The sequence below is a fragment of the Serinicoccus profundi genome, from assembly GCF_008001015.1.
GTDB lineage: Bacteria > Actinomycetota > Actinomycetes > Actinomycetales > Dermatophilaceae > Ornithinicoccus > Ornithinicoccus profundi.
This window is the reverse complement of record NZ_CP042862.1, coordinates 1,717,549-1,740,230: the sequence shown is the minus strand read 5'-3', so window position 1 is coordinate 1,740,230 and position 22,682 is coordinate 1,717,549. Positions and strand designations below refer to the sequence as shown.

General features: G+C 72.7%; 26 protein-coding genes. 22 read left to right on the top strand and 4 right to left on the bottom strand.

The features are described 5' to 3' along the window. Position 1 precedes the first annotated feature (1 nt). A complete protein-coding gene (locus FA582_RS08025; protein ID WP_010148478.1) occupies positions 2-1,117 on the top strand; it encodes a vWA domain-containing protein in 1,116 nt (371 codons plus the stop codon). On the opposite strand, the gene FA582_RS08020 is transcribed toward FA582_RS08025, so the two are convergent. Next, positions 1,066-1,743 carry a hypothetical protein gene (locus FA582_RS08020; RefSeq protein ID WP_010148476.1) on the bottom strand — a complete coding sequence of 226 codons (678 nt, stop codon included), beginning with the start codon at positions 1,741-1,743 and terminating at the stop codon, positions 1,066-1,068. The two genes, FA582_RS08025 and FA582_RS08020, sit on opposite strands and share 52 nt — an antisense overlap. Positions 1,744-1,814: 71 nt before the next feature. Between FA582_RS08020 and FA582_RS08015 the strand changes: the two genes are divergently transcribed. The 9 genes from FA582_RS08015 to FA582_RS07985 all read left to right on the top strand — a co-directional run bounded on the left by FA582_RS08015 (position 1,815) and on the right by FA582_RS07985 (position 9,171). After that, positions 1,815-2,951: an XdhC family protein gene (locus tag FA582_RS08015; protein ID WP_010148475.1), complete on the top strand. Its 1,137-nt coding sequence runs from the start codon at positions 1,815-1,817 to the stop codon at positions 2,949-2,951. 90 nt (positions 2,952-3,041) lie between these two features. Further along, positions 3,042-3,524 carry a (2Fe-2S)-binding protein gene (locus FA582_RS08010; RefSeq protein WP_010148474.1) on the top strand — a complete coding sequence of 161 codons (483 nt, stop codon included), beginning with the start codon at positions 3,042-3,044 and terminating at the stop codon, positions 3,522-3,524. After that, the gene (locus FA582_RS17550) at positions 3,521-4,852 is read left to right on the top strand and encodes a xanthine dehydrogenase family protein molybdopterin-binding subunit (protein ID WP_338093018.1); all 1,332 of its coding nucleotides are present in this window, start codon (positions 3,521-3,523) and stop codon (positions 4,850-4,852) included. The genes FA582_RS08010 and FA582_RS17550 overlap by 4 nt, the downstream gene beginning before the upstream one ends. Then, the gene (locus tag FA582_RS17545) at positions 4,788-5,147 is read left to right on the top strand and encodes a molybdopterin cofactor-binding domain-containing protein (RefSeq protein WP_338093021.1); all 360 of its coding nucleotides are present in this window, start codon (positions 4,788-4,790) and stop codon (positions 5,145-5,147) included. The genes FA582_RS17550 and FA582_RS17545 overlap by 65 nt, the downstream gene beginning before the upstream one ends. Further along, complete coding sequence (locus FA582_RS17540; RefSeq protein ID WP_338093020.1) at positions 5,107-6,036, top strand: xanthine dehydrogenase family protein molybdopterin-binding subunit; 930 nt, start codon at positions 5,107-5,109, stop codon at positions 6,034-6,036. The genes FA582_RS17545 and FA582_RS17540 overlap by 41 nt, the downstream gene beginning before the upstream one ends. After that, a complete protein-coding gene (locus tag FA582_RS08000) occupies positions 6,033-6,887 on the top strand; it encodes an FAD binding domain-containing protein (RefSeq protein WP_010148472.1) in 855 nt (284 codons plus the stop codon). The genes FA582_RS17540 and FA582_RS08000 overlap by 4 nt, the downstream gene beginning before the upstream one ends. Before the next feature lie 4 nt (positions 6,888-6,891). Beyond that, complete coding sequence (locus FA582_RS07995; protein WP_010148471.1) at positions 6,892-7,344, top strand: SRPBCC family protein; 453 nt, start codon at positions 6,892-6,894, stop codon at positions 7,342-7,344. A gap of 50 nt (positions 7,345-7,394) precedes the next feature. Then, positions 7,395-7,661 (top strand): hypothetical protein, encoded by a 267-nt coding sequence (locus FA582_RS07990; protein WP_010148470.1) that lies wholly within the window; start codon positions 7,395-7,397, stop codon positions 7,659-7,661. 157 nt (positions 7,662-7,818) lie between these two features. Next, positions 7,819-9,171, top strand: coding sequence for a M20/M25/M40 family metallo-hydrolase (locus tag FA582_RS07985; protein WP_010148469.1), 1,353 nt, complete (start codon positions 7,819-7,821; stop codon positions 9,169-9,171). An 11-nt stretch (positions 9,172-9,182) separates the two neighbouring features. Here FA582_RS07985 and FA582_RS07980 read toward each other — a convergent pair whose 3' ends face one another. Further along, entirely contained in the window at positions 9,183-9,368 is a 186-nt protein-coding gene (locus tag FA582_RS07980; RefSeq protein ID WP_010148468.1) for a DUF5703 family protein, read from the bottom strand. 80 nt (positions 9,369-9,448) lie between these two features. Between FA582_RS07980 and FA582_RS16385 the strand changes: the two genes are divergently transcribed. Genes FA582_RS16385 through mshC form a run of 6 tightly spaced genes read left to right on the top strand, consistent with a single transcriptional unit; the run spans position 9,449 to position 14,378 of the window. Next, positions 9,449-9,850, top strand: coding sequence for a hypothetical protein (locus FA582_RS16385; RefSeq protein WP_010148467.1), 402 nt, complete (start codon positions 9,449-9,451; stop codon positions 9,848-9,850). A 3-nt stretch (positions 9,851-9,853) separates the two neighbouring features. Continuing rightward, a complete protein-coding gene (locus FA582_RS07970; RefSeq protein WP_010148466.1) occupies positions 9,854-10,903 on the top strand; it encodes an LLM class F420-dependent oxidoreductase in 1,050 nt (349 codons plus the stop codon). Further along, entirely contained in the window at positions 10,903-11,640 is a 738-nt protein-coding gene (locus FA582_RS07965) for an MSMEG_4193 family putative phosphomutase (RefSeq protein WP_010148465.1), read from the top strand. The genes FA582_RS07970 and FA582_RS07965 overlap by 1 nt, the downstream gene beginning before the upstream one ends. 5 nt (positions 11,641-11,645) lie before the next feature. After that, complete coding sequence (locus FA582_RS07960; RefSeq protein WP_147899784.1) at positions 11,646-12,209, top strand: DUF3090 family protein; 564 nt, start codon at positions 11,646-11,648, stop codon at positions 12,207-12,209. Position 12,210: 1 nt separating this feature from the next. Next, entirely contained in the window at positions 12,211-13,041 is an 831-nt protein-coding gene (locus FA582_RS07955) for an SCO1664 family protein (protein WP_010148462.1), read from the top strand. Positions 13,042-13,100: 59 nt separating this feature from the next. Beyond that, on the top strand, positions 13,101-14,378 hold the full coding sequence (mshC, locus tag FA582_RS07950) for a cysteine--1-D-myo-inosityl 2-amino-2-deoxy-alpha-D-glucopyranoside ligase (protein WP_010148461.1): 1,278 nt from the start codon (positions 13,101-13,103) through the stop codon (positions 14,376-14,378). Here the strand turns inward: mshC and FA582_RS07945 are convergent. Further along, the gene (locus FA582_RS07945; RefSeq protein WP_010148460.1) at positions 14,328-15,068 is read right to left on the bottom strand and encodes an HAD family hydrolase; all 741 of its coding nucleotides are present in this window, start codon (positions 15,066-15,068) and stop codon (positions 14,328-14,330) included. The two genes, mshC and FA582_RS07945, sit on opposite strands and share 51 nt — an antisense overlap. Positions 15,069-15,138: 70 nt before the next feature. Between FA582_RS07945 and FA582_RS07940 the strand changes: the two genes are divergently transcribed. Then, the gene (locus FA582_RS07940; protein ID WP_010148459.1) at positions 15,139-15,996 is read left to right on the top strand and encodes a PAC2 family protein; all 858 of its coding nucleotides are present in this window, start codon (positions 15,139-15,141) and stop codon (positions 15,994-15,996) included. Here the strand turns inward: FA582_RS07940 and FA582_RS07935 are convergent. Further along, on the bottom strand, positions 15,982-16,809 hold the full coding sequence (locus FA582_RS07935; RefSeq protein WP_010148458.1) for a RecB family exonuclease: 828 nt from the start codon (positions 16,807-16,809) through the stop codon (positions 15,982-15,984). The genes FA582_RS07940 and FA582_RS07935 overlap by 15 nt on opposite strands. 23 nt (positions 16,810-16,832) lie before the next feature. Here FA582_RS07935 and FA582_RS07930 point away from each other — a divergent pair, with 23 nt between their 5' ends. Genes FA582_RS07930 through FA582_RS17125 form a run of 5 tightly spaced genes read left to right on the top strand, consistent with a single transcriptional unit; the run spans position 16,833 to position 22,658 of the window. Continuing rightward, on the top strand, positions 16,833-17,933 hold the full coding sequence (locus FA582_RS07930) for a site-2 protease family protein (RefSeq protein ID WP_010148457.1): 1,101 nt from the start codon (positions 16,833-16,835) through the stop codon (positions 17,931-17,933). Positions 17,934-17,966: 33 nt separating this feature from the next. Continuing rightward, positions 17,967-18,959, top strand: a complete 993-nt coding sequence (locus tag FA582_RS07925; RefSeq protein WP_010148456.1) for a tRNA (adenine-N1)-methyltransferase — start codon at positions 17,967-17,969, stop codon at positions 18,957-18,959. Further along, a complete protein-coding gene (gene arc / locus FA582_RS07920) occupies positions 18,956-20,596 on the top strand; it encodes a proteasome ATPase (protein ID WP_147899783.1) in 1,641 nt (546 codons plus the stop codon). Before FA582_RS07925 ends, arc begins: the two co-directional genes overlap by 4 nt. Before the next feature lie 47 nt (positions 20,597-20,643). After that, a complete protein-coding gene (locus FA582_RS17130) occupies positions 20,644-21,645 on the top strand; it encodes an MFS transporter (protein WP_237707536.1) in 1,002 nt (333 codons plus the stop codon). Next, positions 21,570-22,658 (top strand): MFS transporter, encoded by a 1,089-nt coding sequence (locus FA582_RS17125; RefSeq protein ID WP_237707535.1) that lies wholly within the window; start codon positions 21,570-21,572, stop codon positions 22,656-22,658. Before FA582_RS17130 ends, FA582_RS17125 begins: the two co-directional genes overlap by 76 nt. Positions 22,659-22,682: the final 24 nt, after the last annotated feature.

Below are 22,682 nucleotides of genomic sequence, written 5' to 3'. Positions count from 1 at the left end.
CGTGACGCAGGTCGAGGGATGGAGCCCCGGTCAGGCGCTGGGCGGGTTCGCGCGGGCCTGCCGCGCCGCCGGCCTGCCGGTGAGCGCCGACCGGGAGCGGACCTTCCTGCAGGCCTGTGCCGCAACGGGTCTCGGCGACCGGGCGCGCGTCTACTGGGCGGGGCGTGCCACCCTCACCGCGGGACCTGCCGACCTCGAGCCCTACGACCGGGTCTTCACCGGGTGGTTCGGGGGCCGGCCCATGCAGGCGGTGAGCCGGGACGAGCCGCCCGCCCCCACGGCGGTGCAGGCCTCCCTGGACGAGCCGTCGGGGGAGGGCGAGCCGGGCTCCGAGGATGACCTCGTGCGGGTCGCCGCCTCGGCGCAGGAGGTGCTGCGCCATCGCGACATCGCCGGTCTGGCGCCCGCGGACCGGGCCGCTCTCCGCCGGCAGTTCGGCACGCTCCGGTTGCGCCACCCCACCCGGCCCGCGCGACGGCATACCCGGTCACGGCGGGGGGAGGTGGACGGGCGGGCGACGGTCCGCGCGCACCTGCGGAACCTCGGTGAGCCCACCCGGATCCGGTTGCGCGACAAGACGATCCGTCGCCGTCGGGTCATCCTCCTGGTCGACGTGTCGGGCTCGATGGGGTCCTACGCCGACAGTCTGCTCCGGCTGGCGCACACCGTGGTCCAGGAGAGCCCGCACACCACCGAGGTCTTTAGCATCGGCACCCGGCTGACCCACCTCACGCGAGCCCTGCGCGAGCGCGATCCGGACCGGGCCCTGCTCGCGGCCGGTGAGACGGTGCCGGACTGGTCCGGCGGGACGCGACTGGGCGAGGCGATCGACGTCTTCCTGCGGCGGTGGGGCCGGCGCGGGATGGCCCGCGGCGCGGTCGTCGTCGTGCTCAGCGACGGGTGGGAGCGGCAGTCGCCGGAGCTGCTGGGGGAGCAGCTGCGACGACTGCGCTCGTTGGCGCACCGGGTGATCTGGGCCAACCCGCACCGCGGCAAGGAGGGGTATGCCCCCGTGCAGGCCGGGATCGTCGCAGTCCTGCCGCACGTGGACGACTTCGTCGCCGGTCACTCGCTGGCGGCCTTCCAGGAGATCCTCGACCGCGTCGCCTCAGCCTGAGGTTCACGAGGACGTTCGTCGACGTCCCGTGGATCTGGGGCATATGCACCACTCCCACGGGACGCTCCAGACCGGCGCCGGATCAGGTCGAGAGGGTCACCGCGGCGGCCACGACCAGCGCCACCAGGGCGGACGACGAGCGCCAGCACCGCAAAGGTCAGCCCGACCTTGGCGGGCGTGTTCATCCGCTTCTCCAGGCCCAGCTCCGCAGCCTCCCTCTCGACCAGCTTGCGCCCCCGGGCCGAGTCGAAGACGTGGTCCAGAACGGTCTCCGGACGCCCGTCCGCACCCACCTGCGTCCGGTAGGAGCGCCGCACCTGCCGGAACGTCCCGAGCGACCGGCTCATCGAGGCCCGCGGGACGAACTTCGGCCCGGCCGCCCCCGCCTCCCACGTCGCGGCCCGAAGGTCGTCGGTGACGGTATAGGTGCCGTTCACCTCGTCCACGGCGACGTGGTGGATGGTCAGCTCGCGGATGCCGGCGCGGTAGGCGGCGCCGACCCAACGGTGGTCCTGCACGTCGGCCTGCACGTCGAAGCCGGTGGCGGTGCGCTCGACGAGGAACTCCCCACCCCCGGCCGCGACAGCCTGCGCCACCCGGTCGTACAGCGTCTCTGTGGTCCCCATGACGGCTGATCGTCGGCGTCCGTCACGGTCTCCGTCGTGCCGATGCTGCACCTGCGTGCCATCCTGACGCCATGCGCGATGTCCTGGACAGGCTCCTCACGTGGTGGCAGGACGACCAGCAGGTGGCCCTCGCGACCGTCGTCGGCACCTGGAAGTCGGCCCCCCGCCAGCCGGGTGCGGCCATGCTCGTCGGCGTCGACGGCGAGGCGGTCGGCTCGGTCTCCGGGGGGTGTGTCGAGGGCGCGGTCTACGAGCTCGGCCAGGAGGTGATCGACAGCGGCGCCCCGGTGCTGCAGCGGTATGGCGTCTCCGACGACGAGGCGATGGGTGTAGGCCTGACGTGCGGCGGGATCCTCGACATCTACGTCGAACGCGTCTCCCGCACGGACTTCCCGGAGCTGGGGGAGATCGCCGCCGACATCGACGCGGGTCGACCGGTCGCCGTGGTCACCGTGGTCGCCCACCCCGAGGAGGCCCACCTCGGGCGGCGGCTCGTGGTCCGCCCGGAGCCGGCGTCGGTCGTCGGCACGCTCGGCAGCGACCGGGCCGACGCCGCCGTCACCGACGACGCGCGCGGCATGCTCGCGCAGGGTCGGACCGCCACGCTGGAGTACGGCCCGGACGGTGAGCGGCGCGGCGAGGGCATGCGCGTCTTCGTCGCCTCCTACGCCCCCCGCCCGCGGATGCTCGTCTTCGGCGCGATCGACTTCGCCTCCGCGGTGGCCCGGATGGGCAGCTTCCTCGGCTACCGCGTGACGGTCTGCGACGCCCGCCCGGTCTTCGCGACGCGCAGCCGCTTCCCGGACGCCGACGAGGTCGTCGTCTCCTGGCCGCACCGGTATGTCGAGTCCCAGGTCGAGCAGGACGCGCTCGACGCGCGCACGGTCGCCTGCGTCCTCACCCACGACCCGAAGTTCGACGTGCCCCTGCTCGAGGTGCTGCTCGGCCCGGACGCCCCCGACCTGGCCTACGTCGGCGCGATGGGCTCGCGCCGCACCCACGAGGACCGCCTGGCCCGGCTGCGCGATGTCGGCCTGACCGAGGACCAGCTCTCCCGCCTGCGCAGCCCGATCGGTCTCGACCTCGGTGCCCGGACGCCGGAGGAGACGGCGGTGAGCATCGCCAGCGAGATCATCGCGCTGCGCTGGGGCGGCGGCGGGGAGCCGCTGCGCGAGACCGCGGGCGCGATCCACCGGCATATCGTCTGACCCCGCTCCTATCTGTTGCGCGTGACCCACCGTCACGGCAGGATCGGGGAGGACAACGAAGTCCCCTCATCTTCCGGACGGGAGAGCCGTATGAAGATCACCGTGACCGTGGACGGCACGACGTACACCGACGAGGTCGAACCCCGAACCCTCCTCGTCTTCCACCTCCGCGAGACGCTCGGCAAGACCGGCACCGTCGTGGGCTGCGACACGAGCAACTGCGGCGCCTGCACCGTGCTCCTCGACGGGCGCAGCGTGAAGTCGTGCAACGTGCTCGCCGTCCAGGCCGACGGGCACGAGGTGACGACGATCGAGGGCCTGGCCGACGGCGAGACCCTCACCCCGGTGCAGGAGGCCTTCCGCGACTGCCACGCCCTCCAGTGCGGCTTCTGCACCCCCGGCATGATCATGCAGGCCACCGACCTGCTCAACACCAACCCGAGTCCCACCGAGGACGAGGTCCGGCACGGCATGGAGGGCAACCTCTGCCGCTGCACGGGCTACCACAACATCGTCAAGGCGGTCCTGCAGGCCTCCGGCCAGTCCGCCGCGAGCGGAGGTGAGCAGTCGTGACCGCCGTCGACGACCGGCCACAGACCACGAGTCTCGAGGTCGGCCGCGACCGACGTCGCAAGGAGGACCAGCGGCTCATCACCGGCCGCACCAAGTGGACCGACAACCTGCAGCTGCAGGGCATGCTCCACCTGGCGATGGTCCGCAGCCCGGTCGCGCACGCGAGCATCACCGGCATCGACGCCAGCGCCGCCAAGGAGGCTCCGGGCGTCATCGCCGTGCTGACCGGCGAGGACGTCAAGGACCTCCAGGGCAGCCTGCCGTGCGCCTGGCCGATCACCGAGGACCAGATGGCCCCGCCGCACCCGGCGATCGCCGTCGACCGGGTCGCCTTCTCCGGCGAGGTCGTGGCCGTCGTCGCCGCGCGCACCGCTGCGGCAGCGCGGGACGCCGCCGAGCTCGTCGACGTCGACTACGCCGAGCTGCCCGCCGCCCTCGACCTCAAGAAGGCCGCCGCCGACGAAGAGCTCGCCCACCCCGACCTCGGCACCAACCGCTCGGCCACCTGGGTCTTCGACTCGGCCGAGGCCGGCACCGGCTCGAGCGTCGAGGACGCCATCCGCGACGCCGACGTCGTCGTCGAGCGCGAGTTCCGCCAGCAGCGACTCATCCCCGCGTTCATGGAGCCGCGCTCCACCGTGGTGGACCCCACCGGCGAGCAGTTCGTCATGTGGTCGGCCACCCAGGTGCCGCACATCCTGCGCCTCATGCTCGCCATGACGCTCGGCGTCGACGAGGGCAAGGTCCGCGTCATCGCCCCCGACGTCGGCGGCGGCTTCGGCGGCAAGCTGCAGGTCACCCCGGAGGAGATCATCACCTTCCTCGTGGCGCGGCATACCGGCCGCCCGTGCAAGTGGACCGAGACCCGCAGCGAGAGCCTGCTCTCGGCCCACCACGGTCGCGACCAGTGGCAGAAGCTCACGCTGGCCGCGAAGTCCGACGGCACCGTCACCGGCCTCAAGGTGGAGCTGCTCGCCGACATGGGCGCCTACCTCGGCCTCGTGACGCCGGGCGTGCCGATCCTCGGCGCGTTCATGTTCAACTCCATCTACAAGTTCGGTGCCTACCACTTCTCCTGCACCAACGTCTTCACCAACAAGACGTGGACCGACGCCTACCGCGGCGCCGGGCGGCCCGAGGCGACCTTCGCGATCGAGCGGATCATGGACGAGCTCGCCCTCGAGCTCGGCCGCGACCCGATGGAGGTCCGCGAGCAGAACTGGATCACCCCACGAGGAGTTCCCGTTCACGACCGTCTGCGGGCTGGAGTACGACTCCGGCAACTACGAGGCGGCCACCGAGCGGGCCAAGGAGCTCTTCGGGTATGACGAGCTGCGGGCCGAGCAGCGACGTCGCCGGGAGAGCGGCGACCGCGTGCAGCTGGGCCTGGGCATCTCGACCTTCACCGAGATGTGCGGCCTCGCCCCCTCGCGGGTGCTCGGCTCGCTCAACTACGGTGCCGGCGGCTGGGAGCACGCGTCGGTCCGGATGCTGCCGACCGGCAAGGTCGAGGTCATCACCGGCTCCTCGGCGCACGGCCAGGGCCACGAGACGGCCTGGAGCCAGATCGTGGCCGACCCAGCTGGGCGTCCCCTTCGACGACGTCACGGTCCTGCACGGTGACACCCAGATCAGCCACAAGGGCCTGGACACCTACGGGTCCCGGTCGCTCGTCGTCGGCGGTCAGGCGGTCATCAACGCCGCCAAGAAGGTCGTCGAGAAGGCCAGGCCGCTGGCCGCGCACATGCTCGAGGCCAATGTCGACGACCTGGAGTTCACCGACGGGAAGTTCACCGTCAAGGGCGCCGGGTCCGACCAGGAGGGACTCGGCCTCGCCGGCCTGGCGCTCGCCGTCTTCGCGGCGCACGACCTGCCGGACGGCATGGAGCCGAGCCTGGACGCCGATGCGACCTTCGACCCGGTCAACTTCTCCTTCCCGCACGGCACGCACCTGTGCGCGATGGAGATCGACACCGAGACCGGTGCCTCACGGATGCGCTCCTACGTCTGCGTCGATGACATCGGCAACGTCGTCAACCCGCTCATCGTCGAGGGTCAGGTGCACGGCGGCCTCGTCCAGGGCATCGCGCAGGCGCTCTGGGAGGAGGCGGTGTATGACGACCAGGGCACCCTGGTCTCCGGCTCCTTCGTCGACTACACGCTGCCGACCACGGCCGACACGATCAACTTCGTCACCGACCGCACGACCTCACCGGCCACGTCCAACGACCTCGGCGTCAAGGGCGTCGGGGAGGCCGGCTGCATCGCCTCGACCCCGGCGGTCGTCAACGCCGTGCTCGACGCCATCCGGCAGTTCGGTGTCACGGACATCCTCATGCCGTGCACGCCGGAGCGCGTGTGGCGGGCCATCCAGGACGGCACGGCGGGGGCGATGACCGACACGGCCGAGTCCGCCGCCGGGCACTTCGCCGAGGGCGAGCCCAACCAGGATCCACCAGGAACTGCGGCGAGCTCCGCCGGCAGCACGACGCAGGAAGGCGGTCAGGCATGATCCCCCCGGAGTTCGACTACGCCGCTCCGGCCTCGGTGGCCGAGGCGCTCGACCTGCTCGCCGAGCACGGCGACGAGGCCAAGGTGATGTCCGGCGGCCAGTCGCTGCTACCGGTGCTGCGGATGCGCCTCAACGCGCCCGGCATCATCGTCGACATCTCCCGGATCGAGGAGATCAAGGGCATCACCGAGGTGGGCGACGCGATCCGGATCGGTGCGGGCGCGACCTACCAGGACGTCCTGGACTCCCCGCTCGTCGAGGAGCACCTGGCCCTGCTGCATACCGCGCTCGCCGAGGTCGCCGACTCCCAGATCCGGCACCGCGGCACGGTCTGCGGTGCGCTGGCGCACGCCGACCCCGCCGGTGACGTCGGGGCGCCGGTGCTGGCGCTGGACGGCCGCATGGTCATCCAGGGGCCGGACGGCGAGCGCACGGTGGAGGGGGCCGACTTCTTCGTCGACCTCTTCGAGACCGCCGTGGGCGAGGGTGAGCTGCTCACCGCTGTCGAGATCCCCAAGCACACGGGGTGGGGTGCGCACTACGAGAAGTTCGTGCGGGTCTCCCACCAGTGGGCGATCATCGGTGTCGCCGCGGCCGTGCGGACCGAGGGCGGCACCATCGCCGAGGCCAAGGTGGGGCTGACCAACATGGGCAACACCCCGCTGCGGGCCCGTGCCGTGGAGGAGGCGCTCGTGGGCAAGGAGGCCACCGAGGACGCCGTCGCCGAGGCGTGCGCCCAGGTCGCCGATGGCACCGACCCGCCGTCGGACCTCAACGGCCAGGCCGACTACCGCAAGCACGTCGCCGGCGTCCTGACCCGGCGCGCGGTCCTCGCGGCGGCAGGGGCCTGACGCCATGGCGATGGAGCTGCACCACACCTTCACCGTCGATGCCCCGCCGGAGGACACCTGGGCCCTGCTCACCGACCTCGAGCAGGTCGGGGGCTGCTTCCCCGGGGCCACCGTCACCTCGGCCACCGAGGAGGAGTTCACCGGCAACGTCAAGGTCAAGCTCGGCCCGATCGGGGTGACCTACCAGGGCGAGGGCCGCTTCGTGGAGCGGGACGACGAGACGCACCGGGCCGTGATCGAAGGGCTCGGCAAGGGGTTGCGCGGTCTCGGCAACGCCTCGGCCAATGTCATCCTGCAGCTCGCGCCCGACGGCACCGGCACCACGGCCGATGTCACCACCTCGCTCAACATCACCGGCAAGCCGGCGCAGTTCGGCCGGGGCGTGATGCAGAGCGTGTCGGACAAGCTGCTCGGCCAGTTCGTCGAGTGCATCGAGGGCAAGCTCACCGCCGGATGACGGGGACGCCTCTCCCACCTCCGGAGCCCGAAAGCGGTGGGGGCGACCCGATGATCCGGCTCGGCGCCGACGGCCCGGACCTCTGGCAGCGGGCGCGGAGTCGCTGCACGGCGTGCGGGAGCGAGGGTCTGCAGGACGAAGGGCACCTCACGGTGGGCGGAGACGGCGTGCTCGGGCACGTCGACTGGGTCGGAGAGCCGCCGGCGACGCACATCTTCGGATTCACCGCGCTCGACGAGGCCGCCCGCCACCGCGTCCGAGCCCTCCGGTGCCGCGAGTGCCGCCACCTCGAGCTGTTCGCCGAGGACCCCGAGTAGGCGCACGGATTCTCCCCGCCACAGGCCCGCAGACCGGAGAGGATCGGTGCACCTGCACGGATCCTCCCCGGCACAGGCCCGCATACCGGAGAGGATCGGTGCACCTGCATAGATCCTCCCCGCTGGCGGCCACGGCGCGCCTGGTTAGGGTGGCGGGATGACGTCCATGACAGACGACCTCGGCCCCTCCAGCACAGCAGAGGAGGAGGCGGTCCGGATCTGCAAGGAGCTCATCCGGATCGACACCAGCAACTACGGCGACGGCAGCGGCCCGGGGGAACGGGCTGCGGCGGAGTATGTCGTGGAGCTGCTGCGCGAGGTGGGTCTGGACCCGCAGGTGACGGCTCCGGCGGACCACCCGGAGCGCACGAGCGTGGTCGTGCGGACCCCGGGCCGGGACAGCTCGCGTCCCGGTCTCGTGCTCCACGGTCACCTCGACGTCGTCCCCGCGGAGGCCTCCGACTGGTCGGTCGACCCGTTCGGGGCCGAGGAGAAGGACGGCATGATCTGGGGTCGTGGTGCGGTCGACATGAAGGACATGGACGCCATGCTCCTCGCGACCCTGCGCCAGCTGGCTCGCTCGGGGGAGAAGCCGCCGCGCGACATCGTGTGGGCGTTCTTCGCCGACGAGGAGGCCGGGGGTGTCCAGGGGGCCGGCCACGTCGTCGCCGAGCACCCGGAGTGGTTCGAGGGCTGCACCGAGGCGATCAGCGAGGTCGGGGGCTTCTCCATCACGCTGCCGGACAAGGCGACGGGCGCGCCGACGCGGGCCTACCTGCTGCAGACCGCGGAGAAGGGCATCGCGTGGCTGCGGCTGCACGCGACGGGCCGCGCGGGACACGGCTCGGTCCCCAACGAGGAGAACGCCATCGTGCGCCTCGCCGAGGCGATCGCCCGGATCGACGCCCACCCGTGGCCGCGGACCTACATCGCCTCGGTCCGCGAGCTCTTCGACGGTGTGGCCCAGGTCACGGGGGAGTCGTGGAACGAGGAGGGGGTCGAGGACATGCTCGCCCGCCTCGGCGGCGCCCGACGGTTCGTCGAGGGCACCTTGCAGGACACCTCCAACTTCTCCATGCTCGACTCCGGCTACAAGATGAACGTCATCCCGCAGAGCGCCTCGGCCTCTCTGGACTGCCGCTTCCTGCCCGGGCACGAGGACGAGCTGCTCGACACCATCCGCCGGCTGGCGGGGGAGCACGTCGAGGTCGAGATCGAGCACAAGGATGTCGCCCTCGAGGCGCCCAGCAGCGGCGAGCTCGTCGACTCGATGAAGCGGGCCCTGCTCAAGGAGGACCCCGGGGCGCACGTGCTGCCCTACTGCCTCTCCGGCGGCACCGACAACAAGCACCTGTCCCGGCTCGGGATCACCGGCTACGGCTTCGCCCCGCTGCGGCTGCCCCAGGAGCTCGACTTCGTCGGGATGTTCCACGGGGTCGACGAGCGCGTGCCGGTCGATGCGATCAGGTTCGGCACCCGCGTCCTCGGCCAGCTCGTCGCCGACTGCTGAGGGGAACGAGGTCAGGCGGTGCGCCGCACCCGGATGATCTTGCGACGCAGGAGCACGCGACGCATACCCCCGAGGTAGACGCGCACCCGCGCCAGCTCCCAGGAGCCGTACTCCGCGTGCTCGGTCAACGCCTGCCGCACCTCGCCGCGACCCTGGTCGCGGTGGAAGGTGATCTCTCGGTACTCGTACTCGACCATCGCGCACCAGCATAGGCACGTCCCCGCGGGAGCGGAGGTATCCCCGCCCGTCAGGGCCGATTTCGCGCTACCGTCACACCATGACCGCAGACCCGCGCGCCGCCCTGACCGCCCTCGTCGCCGCCCTCGAGACCCACCTGGAAACCGCGGCGGTCAGTCGTGGTGACGACGACCCGTCCGTGGTCGAGGCCTACGAGCGGATCGCGGAGGCGTTCACGGCCTACGACGACGCCCTCATGGACGCCTTCGGCGAGGTGACGCCGCTGGAGGTCTACGACGAGGACCTCGCCGGGGACGAGGACGAGGACGACGACGACTTCGAGGACGATCTCGACAGCGACGACGACGATGACGATGACGACCTCGAGGAGCTCGAGGACGACGAGGAGTTCGCCGCGACCGGTCGGGAGGCCGACGACGACGACGAGTACTCCGGTCTCGAGGACGAGGAGTACGACGTCGACGAGACGCCGCGGGGCTGAGGGGTGCGCCTCGGACTGAGCTGCGGGTTCTGGGGGCAGGGCCGCGACGAGGACAACCTCGCGCTGGTCCAGCGTGCCGACGAGCTCGGGCTGGACGTCGCGTGGGTCGCGGAGGCCTACGGTCCGGACGCCGTGAGCATCCTGTCCTTCCTCGCGGCGCGCACCTCCCGGATCGGGCTGGGCGCCGGGGTGATGCAGATCCCGGCCCGTACCCCGGCGGCGACCGGGATGGCCGCGGTCAGCCTGGACAGCCTCTCGGGCGGACGCTTCCGGCTCGGGCTGGGCGTGAGCGGCCCCCAGGTCTCCGAGGGGTGGCACGGGGTGCGCTTCGCCAAGCCGTTGACCCGGACCCGGGAGTATGTCGACATCGTGCGCTCGGTGCTGGCGCGCCGACCGGTGACCCACGACGGCGAGTTCTTCACCCTTCCCCTGCCCGACGGGCCCGGCAAGGCCCTGCGCCTCACCCACGTGCACCGCTCCAGCATCCCGGTCTACCTCGCCGCGGTCGGACCCAAGAACCTCGAGCTCGCGGGGGAGATCGCCGACGGGTGGCTCGGCGTCTTCGTCGCCCCCGACTTCTTCGCCGATCAGCTGGCCCACCTCGAGGCGGGCCTGGCCCGGCGCACCACCCCGCCGAGCAGGCCGTTCGAGACCGACGCCACGGTCGCGCTCGCCGTGGGGGACGACCTCGAGGCGTGCGCACGCACGGTCAGCCCCTACCCGGCGCTCTACGTCGGCGGTATGGGCAGCAAGGAGCACAACTTCTACAACCAGCTGGCCGGGCGCATGGGCTATGAGGCCGAGGCGGCCCGGGTCCAGGAGCTCTACCTCGCGCGCCGCTACGGCGAGGCGGCGCAGGCCCTGCCCGCGCAGTTCGTCGACGACACGAGCCTGCTCGGCGATGTAGGTCGGATCACCGAGCGCATGCGAAAGTACGCGCAGGCGGGCATCACGACCCTCACCATCGCCCCCTGGGGCGCCGACCTCGCGACCCGCATGGACGCGTTGGAGGCCGCGGTCGAGGCCCACGCCCGGCTCGAGGAGGACCACTGATGGCCATCTGCATCCTGCTGCGCCACGGCCGCACCCGCGCCAACGCCGAGGGCATCCTCGCCGGCTGGACCCCCGGCCTCGGGCTCGACGACACCGGCGCGGGTCAGGCGCGCACGGCCGGTGAACGCCTCGCCGCGACGCCCTTGGCCGCGGTGGTCGCCAGCCCGCTGCAGCGGTGCCAGGAGACCGCGGCCGCCGTGCTCGCCGCGCAGCCCGCGGACCGACCGGTGGCGCGGCATACCGAGGACCGCCTGGGGGAGGCGAGGTATGGCGCGTGGACGGGCCGACCGCTGACCGAGCTCGCCACAGAGCCTCTCTGGCGGGACGTGCAGGACCGCCCCTCGACGGTCACCTTCCCGGCCGACGAGGCTTTCGCGCACGAGTCGATGGCGCAGATGGCGGCCAGGGCGGTCGAGGCCGTCACCGAGTGGGACACGCGGGTCGAGACCGAGCACGGACCGGGGGCGGTCTGGGTGGCGGTGAGCCACGGTGACGTCATCAAGGCGATCCTCGCCGACGCGCTCGCCACGGGCCTCGACGACTTCCAGCGGATCGTCGTCGACCCCGCCTCGCTCAGCCTCGTGCACCGGACGGCGACGCGCCCCTTCGTGCTGCGCACCAACGACACCGGGAGTGATCCGGTGGACCTCTCCGGCCTCGTGGCGCGGCTCGCCGCCGACGGCGCCTCCGGCGATGCCGAGGTGGGTGGGGGCGCCGGCAGCAAGGACGTAGGCTGACCCCCATGGCTGAGCACGTCTTCGACCCGCCCGAGCGGTGCGTCGCCGGAAGCGTGGGCCCCCCCGGTGGGCGCACCTTCTTCCTCCAGGCCACCGACGGCCAGCGGGTCATGACCGTCTCGCTCGAGAAGGAACAGGTCCGCCTGCTCGGGGAGTCGCTCGCCGAGATGCTCGACGACGTCGCGGGGCCCGACGGCACCGAGGCGGCCGGTCAGGCGTTCGTCGACAACGCCCCGCTCGACACCCCCATCGAGGACGACTTCCGCGTCCAGCGGCTCTCGGTGGCCTGGGAGGCCGGGCAGCGTCGCGTGGTGCTCGAGGCCTTCGACCGGCCGGAGGCCGAGGACGTCGCCGCGCTCGAGGAGGACGGCGAGGAGACCGCCGAGCTCCCCTGGGCCGGGTTGCCGCCGCAGTCGATCAAGGTCGTCCTGGAGCCCGGCCGGGCCCGCGCCTTCGCGATGCGATGCACCGCCTCGATCGAGGGGGGACGCCCCTCCTGCCCCTTCTGCGGGCAGCCGCTCGACCCGACCGGGCACATCTGTCCCCGCGCCAACGGCTACCGCCGCTGACGTGCACGACGACGCGGCGCTGGAGCTGCTGCGCACCCTGACCATCGAGCCGGTCGGCGTGCTCACCCAGGCGTCCAACCTCACGCTCCTCGTCGACCTCACCGACAGCCGGCACGACGGCCAGCCCACCGGCCACCGCGCCGTCTACAAGCCGACCAAGGGTGAGCGCCCGCTGCACGACTTCCCGCCCGAGACGCTGGCCGCCCGCGAGGTCGCGGCCTACCTCATCTCCCGCGCCGGAGACTTCGACGTCGTCCCACCGACCGTGCTGCGCGACGGACCGCTCGGGCCGGGCTCGCTGCAGTGGTGGGTCGAGCAGGACCCCGAGCGGCTGGCCGACCCCACCGCCGGTCTCGTCGACGTCATGGCTCCCGAGGACCTCCCCGAGGGCTGGTGCCCTGTCGTCCAGGCCGAGGACGAGCAAGGCCAGGCGCTGGTCGTCGCCCACGCCGACGACCCCGGGCTGCGCACCGTGGCCGCGCTCGACGTCGTCCTCAACAACGCCGACCGCAAGGCCGCGCACCTCACCCGCGACACCCGTTCCCGGCTGCGGGGGTTCGACCACGGGGTGAGCCTGCACGAGGAGGGCAAGCTGCGCACGGTGCTGTGGGGCTTCGCCGGCGCCCCCCTCGCCCCGGCCGACGACGCCCGGCTCGCGCGCCTGCAGGAGTCGCTGGCCGACGACGGCTCCCGCCTGCGCGAGGACCTGTCCGAGCTGCTGTCGACGGGGGAGATCGCGGCGCTGCGGGCACGGGTGGGGGACCTGCGGACCGCGGGTCTCTACCCCGACCCGCCGGCCGAGCGCTACCCGCTGCCCTGGCCGCTCTGGTGACGCCCCGCCCCGGGTGGGCGGATGCGGGGCGGCGCGGGGTCGACGGTTAGGCTCCCGACGTGAAGACCTGGTCGACCACCGCTGTGCCCCGGCTGCCGATCGAGCACGACGACAGCCCCGTGCGTGTCCACGACACCGCGAGCGGAGGGGTCGTCCCCGTCGCCGGTCAGGACGGCACCGCCCGCCTCTACGTCTGCGGCATCACCCCCTACGACGCCACCCACCTCGGCCACGCCGCGACCTACGTCACCTTCGACGTCCTGCAGCGCGCCTGGCGCGACGCCGGCCTCGCCGTGACCCACGTCCAGAACGTCACCGACGTGGACGAGCCGCTCCTGGAGCGTGCGGAGCGTGACGGGATCGCGTGGGAGGACCTCGCCGCCCGGGAGATCGACCTCTTCTTCGCCGACATGGAGGCCCTGCGGGTCCTCCCGCCGGACCACTACGTCGGAGCGGTCGAGGGCATCCCCGACGATGTGCGTGCGGTGGAGCAGCTGCTGGCGGCGGGCACGGCATACCTCGTCCCGGTGCCGGAGGACGAGGCGCTCGCCGACGGGGCCAGCGGCCAGGACGTCTACCTCGACCTGTCCACCCAACCCAGCTTCGGCGCGGTCTCCGGGTGGACCCGGGAGCAGATGCTCGACGTCTTCGCCGACCGCGGCGGCGACCCCGACCGGGCCGGCAAGCGGGACCCCCTCGACCCGCTCCTGTGGCGTGCCGGGCGTGCCGGGGAGCCGCACTGGGCGGGCGCCGGCCTCGGGCAGGGACGACCCGGCTGGCACATCGAGTGCTCGACGATCGCCCAGCGCTACCTGGGCCGGGCCTTCGACGTGCAGGGCGGCGGGACCGACCTCGTCTTCCCGCACCACGAGATGAGCGCGGTGCAGGCCGCCGCCCTGTGCGGTGACGACTGCTTCGCCCAGGCCTACGTCCACCAGGCGATGGTCGGCCTCGACGGCGAGAAGATGAGCAAGAGCAAGGGCAACCTCGTCCTCGTCTCCCGGCTGCGCGCCGCCGGCGTCGACCCGATGGCCATCCGGCTCGCCCTCCTGGCCCAGCACTACCGGACCGACTGGGAGTGGACCGAGGACATCCTGCGCGAGGCGGGGGAGCGGCTGGACCTCTGGCGGCGCGCGGCCGACATGGCGGCGCACGAGTCGGTCACCGAGCTCGGGAGCACGACCCTGCAGCGGATGCGCGAGCGCCTCGCCGACGACCTCGACACCCCCGGCGCCCTGGACGCCGTCGACGACTGGGCCACCACGGTGGCCGCCGGCGAGCCCGCCTCAGGACTCGTCGTCGACGCCGTCGACGCGCTGCTCGGGGTGCAGCTCTGAGCTGAGCGAGCGCACCACCTGCGCCAGGTCGGCGGGCTCCAGACCCGCCAGGCTGCCCACCTGCATCGTCCCCGGGATGCTCGGCACGGCGACGGTATGAGGCACCACCAGCGTCGGCACCCCCGCGGCGGTCGACGACGTGGCACCGGTCGGGGAGTCCTCGATCGCGACGGCGCGGGCCGGGTCGACCCCCAGGCGCCGTGCCGCCTCGAGGTAGGCCTCCGGGTCGGGCTTGCCGCGGCTCACCTGGTCGCCGGTGACGACGGTGTCGAAGGTCCCGGGCGGCAGCTGCTCCACGAGCACGTCCGCGAGCTCGTTCCACGACATCGTCACCAGCGCGCACGGCACCCCGTGGGCCCGCAGCGAGGCGAGCAGCTCGCGGGCACCGGGCCGCCAGGGCACGTGCGCCCGGGTGCGGGCCACGACGCCCTCCAGCAGGCGGCGCACCACCTGCTCCGGGTCGCCCTGCACGGGGGTGCGCTCGAGGATCATCCCGGCCGAGGTGAGCAGGTCCTGACCCACGAGGTCGTGGGCGTCCTCCTGCGACCACCTCCCGCCGGCCTCCTCGACGAGGAGGTACTCCTCGGCGATCCAGGACGGCTCGGTGTCCACGATCGTGCCGTCCATGTCCCAGAGGACAGCGGCGGGCAGGTCGAGGTCATCGGTCCGGGGCTCGGGGTGGCGCGTCACCTGCCCCACGCTAGAGGAGGCCGACTAGGCTGGACCAACGGCGTGGCTGTCGAGTGGAGAGGTGAGGCCCGTGATCGAGCTGCAGGACACCGGGGAGCTGCGCGACCCGATCGTCATCGCCGCCTTCGAGGGCTGGAACGACGCCGGGGAGTCCGCCTCCAGCGTGGTGGAGCACCTCGCCACCGTCTGGGAGGCGGAGGTGGTCGCCGCCATCGACCCCGAGGACTACTACGACTTCCAGGTCAACCGCCCGCAGGTCCTCACCGTGGACGGCCGTCGGATGATCCGCTGGCCCACGACGCGGGTCATGCTCGCCCGCGGCACGCCGCTGGGCCGGGACGTCCTGCTCGTGCTGGGCATCGAGCCCTCGGTGCGGTGGCGGACCTTCGCCAGCGACCTGCTGGACTACCTCCTGGCTCGCGACGCGCAGCTGCTCGTCGTCCTCGGCGGGCTGCTCGCCGACGTGCCGCACACGCGACCCATCCCGATCAGCGTGAGCTCGGACGACACCGAGCTGCTCGCCGGCAGCGAGGACATCGAGCGCAGCACCTACGAAGGCCCCACGGGGATCGTCGGGGTCCTCACCGACGAGGGACGCCAGCACGACCTGCCCACGCTCTCGTGCTGGGCGGCGGTGCCGCACTACGCCGGGGGCCCGCCCTCGCCCAAGGCCTCGCTCGCGCTGCTGGGGCAGCTCGAGGAGCTGCTCGACTGCGTCATCGACGACACCGCGCTCGCCGAGGCCGCGCGGGCCTGGGAGCGTGGGGTGGACGACCTGGCCGCCACCGACGACGAGGTGGCCGACTACGTCCGTCAGCTCGAGGAGGCCCAGGACACCGCCGACCTGCCGGAGGCCTCGGGCGACGCGATCGCCAAGGAGTTCGAGCGCTACCTCCGCCGCCGGGACGACGGGTCACCCCGCGGCTGACCGCGGGTCGAGCGCGAGCGCCGTCGCACCCTCCGGCAACGGCGGGGGCGTGCCGCCCCAGGCGGGACAGACGTGCTGGTGGGCGCACCAGGTGCATGGTCGGCCCCGGCGCGGGCGCCAGTCGCCGCTCGTCGCGACCTGCTCGATGGCGGCCCACAGCGCCTGGATCTTGCGCTCGGTGGCCAGCAGCTCGGCCTCGGTCGGGTCGATCCACAGCATGGTCCGGTCGCGCAGGTAGACCAGCTGCAACCGGGTCGGCAGCACGCCGCGGCTGCGCCACAGGGCGAGGGCGTAGAACTTCAGCTGGAAGAGCGCGCGGCCCTCGAAGGTCTCCGACGGCGCGCGGCCGGTCTTGTAGTCCACGACCCGCAGCCGTCCGTCCGGGGCCTCGTCGAGCCGGTCGACATACCCCCGGATGACCAGGCCGTCGAGGTCGGCCTCGACGTAGAGCTCGCGCTCGGCCGGCTGCAACCGGGTCGGGTCCTCGAGGGAGAACCAGCTCTTCAGCAGCTCGTCCGCCCCGCCGCAGGTCTCCTCCAGCGCGAGCTCGGCCAGCTCGGGCTCAGCCTGCACGAGGCGGTCCCACTCGCCGGGCACCAGACCGGCCGCCGCCTGCAGCGTGCGTCGCTCGGCCGGGAGGTCGAAGACCCGGTCGAGCACGGCGTGCACGAGGGTGCCGCGGGCTGCGGCCGCGCTGGGCGGCTCGGGGAGCCGGTCCACCACCCGGAAGCGGTAGAGCAGCGGGCACTGCATGAAGTCGGCCGCCCGCGAGGGGGAGAGGGCCCGGGTGTAGTGCTCCGTGACCGCCTCCATGCGCGGCACTCTACGCTCGGGCCATGGATCGATCACCCGGGTGGCGCATCGGCACCCTGTCCGGCATCCCGATCTACCTCGGCCGGAGCTGGGTGCTCGTCGCGGCCCTCATGGTCGGGCTCTTCGGACCGACGGTGGACCGCATCCTGCCCGAGCTCGGGCCGTGGAGCTATGTCGTCGCCCTCGCCTTCGTCGTGCTGCTCCTCGCGTCGGTCCTGGCGCACGAGGCGGCGCACGCGCTCGTCGCCCAACGGGTCGGCTTCGGTGTCTCCCGGATCGTCGCGGACTTCTGGGGCGGGCACACCGCGCACGACGGGGCCGGCGGCACCCCGGGCCGCAGCGCGGCGGTCGCCGTCGTCGGCCCGCTCGCCAACGGCGTGCTGGCCCTGCTCGGGTGGTGGCTCATGGGCGCGCTCGACACGACGGGGGTCCCGCTGCTGCTCGCGTATGCCTTCACCTGGGCCAACTCGTTCGTGGCCGTCTTCAACCTCATCCCTGGCCTGCCGCTGGACGGCGGCTTCCTCCTGGAGTCCCTCGTCTGGAAGGTCAGCGGCAACCGGCACCTCGGCACGATGGTCGCGGGCTGGACCGGCCGACTCGTCGTCGTGCTCGTCGCCATCGCGGTGCTGCTGCCGCCGGTGCTGCAGGGGGAGCGGGTGCCCTGGACCCGGGCGGTCTGGGTCGTGCTCATCGGCGCCTTCCTCTGGCAGGGCGCGAGCCAGGCGATCCGCTCCGGTCGGACGGGGGCGCGTGCCTCCCGACGGACGCTCGCCGACACCGCGCACCGCCCCGGCGTCGTCGCCTCCGACGCGAGACTGCATACCGTGCCCTGGGCCGAGCACCCGCTGTGGGTGGTGATCGGCCCCGACGGGTCTCCGGACGGCCTCGTCGACCCGCCGGCGCTGCAGGAGGTGCCGCGGGAGGCGTGGGCCAGCACCCCGGTCGCCGCCGTGGCCGTCCGGCTGCCTCCCGGGTGGGCGGTGCCGATGTCGCCCCAGGCTCGTCTCGACGCCGTCATCGAGGTGATGCGCAGCTCGGGCTCCGGCGTCGTCGCCCTCCTCGACGAGCAGGGTCGACCGTGGGGCGTGGTGAGCACCCGCGACCTCGCCGAGCCCCGCTCGTAGACTGACCCGGTGAGCAGGCCGACGGGCGCCGACATGCGGCGCGGACCCTTCCAGGCGGGCGACCGCGTGCAGCTGACCGACCCCAAGGGCCGGATGCACACCATCACCCTCGAGGACGGCAAGGAGTTCCACACCCACCGCGGTCACCTCAAGCACGACGACCTCATCGGGGCAGCCGACGGCTCGGTGATCCGGCACTCCTCGGGCGCCGACTACCTCGCGCTGCGCCCGCTGCTCTCCGACTTCGTCCTGTCGATGCCGCGTGGTGCGCAGGTCGTCTACCCCAAGGATGCCGGGCAGATCGTCACGTATGCCGACATCTTCCCGGGCGCGACCGTGGTCGAGGCGGGGGTCGGCTCCGGGGCGCTGTCGTTGTCGCTGCTGCGCGCCGTGGGGGAGCGCGGGCGGCTGCTGAGCTTCGAGCGGCGCGAGGACTTCGCCGACATCGCCCGCGCCAACGCCCGCGCCTTCTTCGGCGAGGACCACCCCGCGTGGACCGTCACCGTCGGCGACCTCGTGGACGCGCTGCCGCAGGCCGTGGAGCCCGGCTCCGTGGACCGCGTCGTGCTCGACATGCTCGCCCCGTGGGACTGCCTGGAGGTGGTCGCCGAGGCGCTCGCCCCTGGCGGAGTGCTCATCTGCTACGTCGCGACGACGACCCAGCTGTCCCGGGTGGCGGAGGCGGCCCGCGCCGCCGGCGGCTGGACCGAGCCCACGGCGTGGGAGTCGATGAACCGCGGCTGGCACCTCGAGGGTCTGGCGGTGCGCCCCGAGCACCGGATGCACGGGCATACCGGCTTCCTCATCGTCCTGCGCCGCCTCGCGCCGGCCACCGAGGCCCACCTGCGCAAGAAGCGCCCCGCACCGGGCGCCCACGGCGAGGACTACGTCGCGGCGACCGGGGAGTGGAGCGCCGCCGACCTCGGTGAGCGGCCGGTGTCGGACAAGAAGCTGCGCCGCACCCGGCGGGACGCCACGGCGACCGCCGATCGGGTGACCGGCGAGCAGCCGGGGGAGGACGCATGAGCGAGGCCACCTCACGGGAGCGCCACCTCGAGCAGCAGGTGCAGTCGCTCAGCGGGCGGGTCAGCGACCTCAAGGGGCAGAACGACGCCCTGACGACGACGCTCAAGAGCGCCAAGGCCCAGATCGTGGGGCTGCGCGAGGACCTCGACGCGCTCGCCTCGCCGCCGCTCACCATGGGCCTCGTGCTGCGCCTCGTCGGCGACGGCACCGCGGACGTCTCGCTGTCCGGGCGGCGGATCCGCACCCAGATCTCCTCTGAGGTCGACACCGGTGACCTGCGGCCCGGGCGCGAGGTGCTGCTCAACGACGCCCAGGCGATCGTCGGGGTCGCCGACTACGAGCGCGCCGGTGACGTCGTCACCTGCAAGGAGGTGCTCGACGACGGTCGCCTCACGGTGCTCGTGCGCGGTGAGGACGAGCGGATCGCGCGGCGTGCCGGGTCGCTCGCCGACGCGCCGGTGCGGGTCGGGGACGCCCTGCTGCTGGACTCCCGCAGCGGCTTCGTCACCGAGCGGATCGAGCGCCCGGAGGTCACCGAGCTCATGCTCGAGGAGGTGCCCGACATCTCCTATGCCGACATCGGTGGGCTGACCGGGCAGATCGAGCAGATCCGGGACGCCGTCGAGCTGCCCTTCCTGCACGCCGAGCTCTACGAGACCCACGACCTGCGCCCGCCCAAGGGCGTGCTGCTCTACGGCCCTCCCGGCTGCGGCAAGACTCTCATCGCCAAGGCGGTCGCCGCCTCGCTTGCCCGGCAGGCGGCCGAGCAGAAGGGGCAGACCGCGGGCGGCGCACGCAGCTACTTCCTCAACATCAAGGGCCCCGAGCTGCTCAACAAGTACGTCGGGGAGACCGAGCGGCACATCCGGATGATCTTCCAGCGGGCGCGGGAGAAGTCGGCCGAGGGCGACCCGGTGGTCGTCTTCTTCGACGAGATGGAGTCGCTCTTCCGCACCCGGGGCTCGGGGGTGTCCTCCGACGTGGAGACCACGATCGTGCCGCAGCTGCTCGCCGAGATCGACGGGGTCGAGCGGCTCGACAACGTCATCGTCATCGGCGCCTCCAACCGGGAGGACATGATCGACCCGGCGATCCTGCGCCCCGGCCGCCTCGACGTGAAGATCAAGATCGAGCGCCCCGACGCCGACGGCGCCCGCGACATCTTCTCCAAGTACCTCACCTCCGGCATACCCCTGCACCCCAGCGCGCTCGCCGCGCACGGGCAGGACCGCGAGGCGACCGTCGCCGCGCTCATCGACGGCGTCGTGCAGCGGATGTATGCCGTGTCGCCGGCCAACGCCTTCCTCGAGGTGACCTACGCCGGGGGTGACAAGGAGGTGCTCTACTTCCGCGACTTCGCCTCCGGGGCGATGGTGCACAACATCGTGGACCGCGCCAAGAAGCTGGCGATCAAGGACCTGCTCACCCACGGCGAGGAGGGGCTGCGCGAGCGGCACCTCGAGCAGGCCTACCTCGATGAGTTCAAGGAGAACGAGGACCTGCCCAACACCACCAACCCGGACGACTGGGCGCGGGTGTCGGGCAAGAAGGGGGAGCGGATCACCTACATCCGCACCCTCGTCGGCGACGCGTCCGGCACCCAGCCGGGCCGCTCGGTCGATCTCGGGGAGCGCTGAGCCGCCACCCTCCGCCGCCGCGAGGGCGCAGGCGTAGGGTTTGCCGCATGGCAGTTGCTGCGGGCGAGAAGACCACACCGGCGTCCGCACCCACCACCCCGACCACGGCGATCATCATCGTCCTGTCGCTGTGCGGCACGCTCGTCTCGCTCCAGCAGACGCTCGTCCTGCCGCTGCTCCCGGACTTCCCGGAGATCCTCGACACCACCAGCGACAACGCCTCGTGGCTCGTCACGGTGACGCTGCTCACCGCCGCCGTCGGCACCCCGATCGTCTCCCGCCTCGCCGACATGTTCGGCAAGCGGCTGCTGCTCATCGTGTGCATGTGGGCCGTCATCGCCGGGTCGATCGTCTCCGCGCTGAGCAGCGAGCTGGCGCTGGTCCTGCTCGGGCGCGGCCTCAGCGGGCTGGGGGCCTGCCTGGTGCCGGTCGGGATCAGCATCATGCGCGACCACCTCCCCGCCGACCGGGTCGGCTCCGGCGTGGCCCTCATGTCGGCCACCCTGGGCATCGGCGGCGCCATCGGTATGCCGCTCGCCGGCGTGATCTACGACAACCTCGACTGGCACGCGCTGTTCTACGTCTCCGGTGGCTTCGCGGTCGTCATGCTCGTGGCCGTCTACCTCGTCGTGCCCGAGTCGACGGTCAAGACCCGGGGCCGCTTCGACTACCTCGGCGCCGCCCTGCTCTCGCTCGCGCTCACCGGCTTCCTGCTCGCCGTGAGCAAGGCCGGCACGTGGGGCTGGTCCTCGCCGCTGACGCTCAGCCTGCTCGTCGGTGCCGGGCTCGTGCTCGCCGCGTGGGTGCCGTGGGAGCTGCGGACCGGCCAGCCGCTCGTCGACATCCGCACCTCCATGCGGCGCACCGTGCTGCTCACCAACGCGGCCTCGGTGCTCATCGGCTTCGCGATGTTCGCCAACTTCCTCACCTCGGCGCAGCAGGTGCAGATGCCGGCTACGGCTTCGGCCTGTCCGTGGTCGCGACGGGGCTCGTGCTGCTGCCCAGCGGCCTGCTCATGGTCGCGATGTCCCCGGTCTCGGCGGGGATGATCCGGCGCTACGGCGCCCGGGCGGTGCTCATCGCCGGGGCGATCACCATCGCCGTCGGCTTCGTCGGCCGCTCCCTGCTGCACCGCAGCGTGCTCGAGGTCGTCATCACCTCCAGCATCGCCTCGCTCGGCACGGCGCTCGCCTTCGCCGCGATGCCCACGCTCATCATGCGGGCCGTGCCCATCACCGAGACCGCGTCGGCCAACGGCCTCAACACGCTGCTGCGCTCGCTCGGCACCTCCTCGGCGTCCGCGCTCGTCGCAGCCGTCTTCGCCGCCTCGATGACCGCCACCGCCAGCGGCGAGCTGGCGCCCAGCTTCGAGGCATACCAGCTCATCTTCTGGGCCGGCGCCGCGGCGTCACTGGGTGGCGGGCTCATCGCCGCCTTCATCCGTCGGCCGCAGCGGGCGCAGGTCGAGGAGCCAGGCGTCGCGTCGGGGCCGGCCGGGGAGCGCACCGAGGTCAAGCACGGGATGGGCGACCTGCCCGAGCTGCTCGTCCGCGGCCGCGTGGTCGGACCGCGGGGCGGACCGCTGCGCCAGGCGGTGACGACCGTGCTGCGCCCCGACGGCACCCACATCGACTGGGGCCGCACCGACAACGACGGCCGCTACACCCTCGCGCTGCCCGAGCCCGGGGCCTACCTCCTCGTCGTGTCGGCCGACGGCTGGGCGCCGCAGTCCTGCCTCGTCGACCTCTCGGTCGGGCACGAGGAGGACGTGACGATGACGCGGCGGCTGCTGCTGTCCGGGCACGTCTTCGACGAGGGCGCGCCGCTGGGGGAGGTGCTCGTCTCGCTCATCAAGCACTCCGGGGAGTTCGTCGCGACCGCGCACACCGACGCCGAGGGCTACTACGAGGTCGGGCTGCCGCCGCCGGGGCGCTACGTCCTCACCGCGGTCGACCACGGTTCGGGCCGCACCCGCTCGCGGGCGCTGACCGTCCTCGCGACCTCGACCACCCTCGACCTCGACATCGTCACCGGGGTGCCGCGGCCCCGGGTCGACGCGTGAGGAGCGTGCAGGGCGTGGGCGTGG

Bases quoted from the DNA above. Each gene is read 5' to 3' on its own strand.
- FA582_RS08020 (WP_010148476.1), bottom strand. From the start codon at position 1,743: ATGGGGACCACAGAGACGCTGTACGACCGGGTGGCGCAGGCTGTCGCG.
- FA582_RS08015 (WP_010148475.1), top strand. From the start codon at position 1,815: ATGCGCGATGTCCTGGACAGGCTCCTCACGTGGTGGCAGGACGACCAG.
- FA582_RS08010 (WP_010148474.1), top strand. From the start codon at position 3,042: ATGAAGATCACCGTGACCGTGGACGGCACGACGTACACCGACGAGGTC.
- FA582_RS08000 (WP_010148472.1), top strand. From the start codon at position 6,033: ATGATCCCCCCGGAGTTCGACTACGCCGCTCCGGCCTCGGTGGCCGAG.
- FA582_RS07995 (WP_010148471.1), top strand. From the start codon at position 6,892: ATGGCGATGGAGCTGCACCACACCTTCACCGTCGATGCCCCGCCGGAG.
- FA582_RS07990 (WP_010148470.1), top strand. From the start codon at position 7,395: ATGATCCGGCTCGGCGCCGACGGCCCGGACCTCTGGCAGCGGGCGCGG.
- FA582_RS07985 (WP_010148469.1), top strand. From the start codon at position 7,819: ATGACGTCCATGACAGACGACCTCGGCCCCTCCAGCACAGCAGAGGAG.
- FA582_RS07980 (WP_010148468.1), bottom strand. From the start codon at position 9,368: ATGGTCGAGTACGAGTACCGAGAGATCACCTTCCACCGCGACCAGGGT.
- FA582_RS16385 (WP_010148467.1), top strand. From the start codon at position 9,449: ATGACCGCAGACCCGCGCGCCGCCCTGACCGCCCTCGTCGCCGCCCTC.
- FA582_RS07965 (WP_010148465.1), top strand. From the start codon at position 10,903: ATGGCCATCTGCATCCTGCTGCGCCACGGCCGCACCCGCGCCAACGCC.
- FA582_RS07960 (WP_147899784.1), top strand. From the start codon at position 11,646: ATGGCTGAGCACGTCTTCGACCCGCCCGAGCGGTGCGTCGCCGGAAGC.
- FA582_RS07935 (WP_010148458.1), bottom strand. From the start codon at position 16,809: ATGGAGGCGGTCACGGAGCACTACACCCGGGCCCTCTCCCCCTCGCGG.
- FA582_RS07930 (WP_010148457.1), top strand. From the start codon at position 16,833: ATGGATCGATCACCCGGGTGGCGCATCGGCACCCTGTCCGGCATCCCG.
- FA582_RS07925 (WP_010148456.1), top strand. From the start codon at position 17,967: ATGCGGCGCGGACCCTTCCAGGCGGGCGACCGCGTGCAGCTGACCGAC.
- arc (WP_147899783.1), top strand. From the start codon at position 18,956: ATGAGCGAGGCCACCTCACGGGAGCGCCACCTCGAGCAGCAGGTGCAG.
- FA582_RS17130 (WP_237707536.1), top strand. From the start codon at position 20,644: ATGGCAGTTGCTGCGGGCGAGAAGACCACACCGGCGTCCGCACCCACC.